Genomic DNA, 6,000 nt, shown 5'->3' on the forward strand with positions numbered 1-6,000 from the left:
CTCGGGAGGCGACGGTATTGCCTCGGTTGCCATTGAAGATAACCCTTCTCTCGTCCCCGGGACCAACCTGCCGATTCTGACACTCGGCAGGCCGGAGGCGCAGCCAATCCTGTGGCCATGCCGAACCAACATCTGGTTATGCCAGGTTCGACGACCTCGGCCCAAGGGACGAAAGGACTTCCTTTGAGGACCAATGGCACTGGCCCGGGTACCAAACGTCCCTGGGGAACGGCGTTGTGGCGCACTAACGTCGAGGTCAGCCGGAGCAAGGGAGCCCGCCATGCATGCCACCGATTCAGCACCGTCCGTCGTTGTCGGCATCGACGGATCGCCCGCTGCCCGCGACGCAGCCGTATGGGCGATCGACGAGGCGATCAGCCGAGACATCCCGCTGCGGTTGGTCTGTGTCGTCGACCCGGCCGACTCGCGACCCGCCGCCGCCCGCGCCGCCCTGTCGGACGCTCAACGCGTGGTCGAATCCACCGGTGAACCGGTCAAGATCGAGACCGAGGTCGCCCACGGCGTCGCGCTGACCGAACTGCGCCGGCTATCCAGGTCGGCCGCGCTGGTCTGTGTCGGCTCGCTGGGCTCCGAGCACGCTCGGCAGCGCGGTGGCACGGTCGCCACCGCCCTGGCCGGCGCCGCGTACTGCCCGGTCGCGGTGGTGCGCCACTCCCCCAGCCCGCTCAGCGGAGAGGCCGGCAGCATCGTGGCCGACGCCCGCTCCCCTGAGCCCGACGCGGTGCTCGACTGCGCGTTCGAGGAAGCGCGGTTGCGCGAGGCGCCGCTGCAGGTGGTCACCTCGTGCCGGGCCGAGGTGCGCGATTCGCGCGGCGACGAGTGCTGCCCGGCGCACGCCCAGTTGTCCCGCCGGCTGGCCGGCTGGCTTCGGCGCTACCCGGACGTCCAGGTGCAGACCGTCGCGGCGCATGGCACCGTTCCGGCCTATCTGGCCGCGCACACCGACTCCGTCCAACTCGTCGTCACCACCGTTGCGGGACCGGTACGACCGGGCCATTCGGTGCTGACGGTCCGTACCCATCACTTATAGGCTGCCAGTGTGATTAGGGTGTTTCTGGTCGACGATCACGAGGTGGTTCGTCGCGGCCTGATCGATCTGCTCGGCGCGGACGCCGACCTCGACGTCGTCGGGGAGGCCGGCTCGGTGGCCGAAGCGATGGCCCGCATTCCCGCCATCCGGCCGGACGTCGCGGTTCTTGACGTCCGATTGCCCGACGGTAACGGGATCGAGCTGTGTCGGGAACTGCTCTCGACGATGCCGGATCTGCGCTGTCTGATGCTGACGTCGTTCACCTCCGACGAGGCGATGCTGGACGCGATCCTGGCGGGTGCCAGCGGCTACGTGGTCAAGGACATCAAGGGCATGGAGCTGGCCCGGGCCGTCAAGGAGGTCGGGGCCGGACGCTCCCTGCTGGACAATCGTGCTGCCGCCGCCTTGATGTCCAAGCTGCGGGGGGCGGGTGAGCAGCCCGATCCGCTGTCCGGGCTCACCGACCAGGAGCGCATCCTGCTGGGTCTGCTGGCCGAGGGACTGACCAACAAGCAGATCGCCGACCGGATGTTTCTGGCCGAAAAGACGGTGAAGAACTACGTGTCGCGGCTGCTGGCCAAACTCGGGATGGAGCGCCGCACCCAGGCCGCGGTGTTCGCGACCAAGCTGCAGCGGCCCGGCCATGGCCAGTAACCCGCCCGAGGATCTGCGTCCGCTGCGCGACACCCTGTCCCAGCTGCGGTTGCGGGAACTGCTGGTCGGGGTCCAAGACCGGGTCGAGCAGATCGTCGAGGGCCGCGACCGCCTCGACGGTTTGCTGGAGGCGATGCTGGTGGTCACCTCCGGCCTGGACCTGGCTGCCACCCTGCGGTCGATCGTGCACACCGCGACCGATCTGGTGGAGGCCCGCTACGGGGCGCTCGAGGTGCACGATCAGGAAAATCGGATGCTGGAGTTCGTCTACGAGGGAATCGACGACGAGATGTTCCAGCGCATCGGCCCGTTGCCGCAGGGCCGCGGCGTGGTGGGCTTGCTGATCGATGAACCGAAGCCGTTACGGCTGGACAACATCGCCGAACATCCGGCCTCGGTCGGGTTCCCGCCCAACCACCCCGTGATGCGGACCTTTCTCGGGGTGCCGGTCGGCATCCGCGACGAGGTTTTCGGCAACCTCTACCTGACCGAGAAGGCGGACGGACGCCCGTTCACCGAGGACGACGAGGTCCTGGTGCAGGCGCTGGCGGTGGCCGCCGGGATCGCCATCGCCAACGCCCGGCTCTACGAACAGGCCAAAGCACGCCAGTCCTGGATCGAATCAACCCGCGACATCGCCACCGAACTGTTGTCGGGCGCCGAGCCGGCCACGGTATTCCGGCTGGTCGCCGAACAAGCCCGCAAACTCACCGGCGCGGCGGCGGCACTGGTCGCCGTTCCCGTCGACGAGGAAACCCCGGCCGCCGACGTGACCCAGCTGTTGGTGATCGAAACCGTCGGCGACGCAGCGGCTTCCGGCAACGGTCAGAACATCCCGGTCACCGATGCCGCCGCCGGGGAGGCGTTCACCGGCCGCACCCCGCGCCGGGTGGACGCGTTCGAAGTCGCCGGCGTCGGAAACACCGGCCCGGCGCTGGTGCTGCCGCTGCGCACCACCGACACCGTCGCCGGTGTCCTCGTGGTGTGGCGCGAAGCCGGCTCGGTGCCGTTCAGCGACGAACAACTGGAGATGATGGCCGCGTTCGCCGACCAGGCGGCCTTGGCATGGCAGCTGGCGACCGCGCAGCACCGGATGCGTGAACTCGATGTGCTCACCGACCGGGATCGGATCGCCCGCGACCTGCACGACCATGTGATCCAGCGACTGTTCGCCGTGGGCCTCTCGCTGCAGGGCGCCGTCCCGCGTGCCCGCGTCGCAGAGGTGCGACAGCGGCTCGCCGATGCCGTCGACGATCTGCAGGCCGTCATCGGCGAGATCCGCACCACCATCTTCGACCTGCATGGCGCCTCGTCGGGCATCACCCGGCTTCGGCAGCGAATCGACAGTGTCATAACCCAGTTCGCCGACTCCGGGCTGCGCACCACCGTCCAATTCGTCGGCCCGCTGTCGGTGGTTGATGCCGCCCTGGCCGACCACGCGGAGGCTGTTGTCACCGAAGCGGTCAGCAATGCCGTGCGACATGCCCAGGCCAGCACACTGGGCGTACACATCAAGGTGGAAGACGAGCTGTCCATCGAGGTGATCGACAACGGTCGCGGCATGCCCGAACACGTCACCGGCAGCGGCCTGACCAACCTGGCCCGGCGCGCCCAGCAGGCCGGGGGCACCTTCGCGGTCGAACCCGCACCCGGCGGGGGGACCGTGCTGCGGTGGTCGGCGCCGCTGGGTTGACGCTGCGTCGCGGTTCGCGCTCAGGTAGGCAGTAGTGCCGGCCACTGCACCACGTCGTTGAGGGCGCGGCGCGGTGTCGCGGGCAGCGGCTCGGCATCGGTTGGCGCCCAACCGATCCGAAGTAGCATCTGGGGATGTCCGCTGGCCCCGAATACGTCTGCGCGGACCGCGGCGCGGGTGTCGTCGATCTCCAGAGGTTCGGTGACCGGGCAGCCGGCCAGTCCCAATGCCGCCGCGGTCAGCAGCACCGCGCTACTGGCCTCCCCCGCACGCAGCCGGGCCAGCCGGTCGTCCACCGCGGTGCCCAGCGCCAGCAGCACCGCATTGTCGGGTTCCCCGCCCGGCGGCTGCGCCAGGCCCGCGCCGGCGAACACCCGCCCGGCAAACGGAGCTCCGGCGCCGGACGCCGGGGTGTTGCGGGCCGGCACCCCGGCAACCGAGCCGTACCGACCACTCCATGCGGTGAGCTCGGCGAGGTAATCCCGGTCCGCGGCATGCCGCGCCACCGCCTGCGCGACGATCGCGGCCAGCGTGTCGAGCGCGTCGAACCGCCGCAGCATCACGCCCAACCGCGCGGCCCGCGCACCCATCAGCGCGATGTCGCTGTCGGGAACGACCCGCGCGTCGTAGCGCCGGCGATCGGTACGGCGCCGGGTGATCGCCGCCGCCAACATCACATCGACGTCGTGGGGGCGCTCGCCGGGCTCGATCTCGATGGTCGCCAGCAGATCGGGCTCAGCCGGCTCAGGCAGGCGATGCACCACCATTCGCCAACCCAGCGCCGTCAGCGCTATCACGCAATGGTTCAGCGCTGCACCGCAACTCAGCACCAGGTCCCGACCGTCGGGGTCGGCCGCGGGCAACTGCCGAGTAGTGTCGACATACAGGCGCAGCAGGTTGTCGCCGACCTGCCAGCGCCAGGGTTGCGAGTTGTGTATCGACGGCGCCCGAGTAGCCAACATGAGGACGGTTCGGAGCGTGTCGGTGTCGGGGAAGTGAAGCTTCATCGCTGCACCGCCTTTCTCACGTCGCCGGGCGGATACTTCCACCATGGCGCCGTTGCCCCGGCCAGGACAGGGCAGGACAGCCCCACCGTGATAGGACTTCTGGCCCTGTCGGTGACACCCGGTTCGGCGCGACGCTAGATAGTGCACGCCTATCCGAGGAGTTCGAGGAGGTCGTCGCCATGGAACACCTGAAAACTCTGGACGCGGGCTTTTTGGGCGCCGAGGATTCCGATCACAACGTCAGCATGGCCATCGGCGCGCTGGCGGTGCTGGAGGGGCCCATGCCCGCACATGCTTCGGTGCAGGCGACGCTGGCCGAGCGCATCGGGGTGTGCCCGAGGTTCGCGCAGCGGCTGGTGCGCCACCCCTTCGATCTGGGCGCGCCTGAATGGGTGGACGACGCCCACTTCGACATCGCCAACCACGTGGGACGCATCGCCGTACCCGCCCCGGGCGGCGACGCCGAACTGCACGGGGTGGTCGCCGATGTGATGTCCTGGCGGCTGGACCGCAACCGTCCGCTGTGGGAGATCTGGGTGATCGGCGGACTGCGTGATGACCGGTGGGCGCTGCTGATGAAGGTCCATCACTGCATCGCCGACGGCATCGCAACGGCACACATGCTGACCGGCCTGTCCGACGGTGGCTTCACGTCCGGCGTCGACCGCAGCGTGGCTCGCGCTATCAAACCGGCGCCCGACGCCGCGCAGCCGGCTCGCGGGCTGGCGCTGCTGGACCTCAACCCGGTGCACTGGATGCGCGACCTGCGCGGCGCCCTCGACATCGCGACCGGCCTGCTGCACCCGACCACGTCGTCGCTCAACGGCCCGATCACCAGCCGGCGACGCTACAGCGCCGCGCGGGTATCGCTGGACGACGTCAGGCAGGTATGCAAGGTGTTCGGCGTGACCGTCAACGACGTCGCGCTGGCCGCACTGACCGAGAGTTACCGGGACTTCATGATCGGCCGCGGCGAAGAGCCGCTGCCGGACTCGCTGCGCACCCTGGTGCCGGTGTCGACACGGTCCGCCGACGCGATGGACGCGACCGACAACCGGGTATCGCTGATGCTGCCGCGGCTTCCGGTCGAGGAAGAGAACCCGGTGCGGCGCCTGCTGACCGTTCGTTCCCGGCTCTCACACACCAAGGCCGGCGGGCAGCGGCATGCCGGAAGCGCGGTGGTGTCGGCGGCCGGCCTGATGCCGTTCGCGGTGTCGGCATGGGCGATGCGGTTGCTCACCCGCCTGCCCCAGCGCGGCGTCGTGGCGTTGGCCACCAACGTTCCCGGACCGGTACAGCCGTTGCAGATCATGGGCTGCAACGTGGTTCAAGTTCTGCCGGTGCCGCCGATCGCGATGCAGCTGCGCACCGGAGTGGCGATCCTCAGCTACGCCGGGGACCTGTTCATCGGTATCCTGGCCGACTTCGAGATCACCGGCATCGACGACCTGGCCCGCGGGGTGGAGAACGCGGTGGCCCGGCTGGTGTCCCGCAGCAAGCGGCGCAAGCCGCTGCGCGACCGGCACGGGTTGACCCTGGTGGTCAGCGCGTAACGCTTCTGTGCACCGAGCGTGTACGAGGACCGAAAAATCCGC

Annotated in this window: 5 protein-coding genes; 4 read left to right on the forward strand and 1 reads right to left on the reverse strand. The window is 69.3% G+C overall.

Annotated features, from left to right (window positions below; genetic code table 11):
• The first annotated feature begins 280 nt into the window (after nt 1-280).
• The 3 genes from AC5Y36_RS18860 to AC5Y36_RS18870 are packed head-to-tail and all read left to right on the forward strand — an operon-like array spanning nt 281 to nt 3,398.
• The gene (locus AC5Y36_RS18860; protein WP_500042457.1) at nt 281-1,051 is read left to right on the forward strand and encodes a universal stress protein; all 771 of its coding nucleotides are present in this window, start codon (nt 281-283) and stop codon (nt 1,049-1,051) included.
• A gap of 9 nt (nt 1,052-1,060) precedes the next feature.
• Nucleotides 1,061-1,705 (forward strand): hypoxia response regulator transcription factor DosR/DevR, encoded by a 645-nt coding sequence (gene dosR / locus AC5Y36_RS18865; protein WP_500042458.1) that lies wholly within the window; start codon nt 1,061-1,063, stop codon nt 1,703-1,705.
• Nucleotides 1,695-3,398, forward strand: a complete 1,704-nt coding sequence (locus AC5Y36_RS18870; protein ID WP_500042459.1) for a sensor histidine kinase — start codon at nt 1,695-1,697, stop codon at nt 3,396-3,398. Before dosR ends, AC5Y36_RS18870 begins: the two co-directional genes overlap by 11 nt.
• Before the next feature lie 20 nt (nt 3,399-3,418).
• On the opposite strand, the gene AC5Y36_RS18875 is transcribed toward AC5Y36_RS18870, so the two are convergent.
• On the reverse strand, nt 3,419-4,405 hold the full coding sequence (locus tag AC5Y36_RS18875) for an Acg family FMN-binding oxidoreductase (RefSeq protein ID WP_500042460.1): 987 nt from the start codon (nt 4,403-4,405) through the stop codon (nt 3,419-3,421).
• A 179-nt stretch (nt 4,406-4,584) separates the two neighbouring features.
• On the opposite strand from AC5Y36_RS18875, the gene AC5Y36_RS18880 reads away from it, so the two are divergent.
• The gene (locus tag AC5Y36_RS18880) at nt 4,585-5,958 is read left to right on the forward strand and encodes a wax ester/triacylglycerol synthase family O-acyltransferase (RefSeq protein ID WP_500042461.1); all 1,374 of its coding nucleotides are present in this window, start codon (nt 4,585-4,587) and stop codon (nt 5,956-5,958) included.
• The last annotated feature ends 42 nt before the right edge of the window (nt 5,959-6,000 follow it).

The sequence above is a fragment of the Mycobacterium sp. NGS50 genome, from assembly GCF_059812545.1.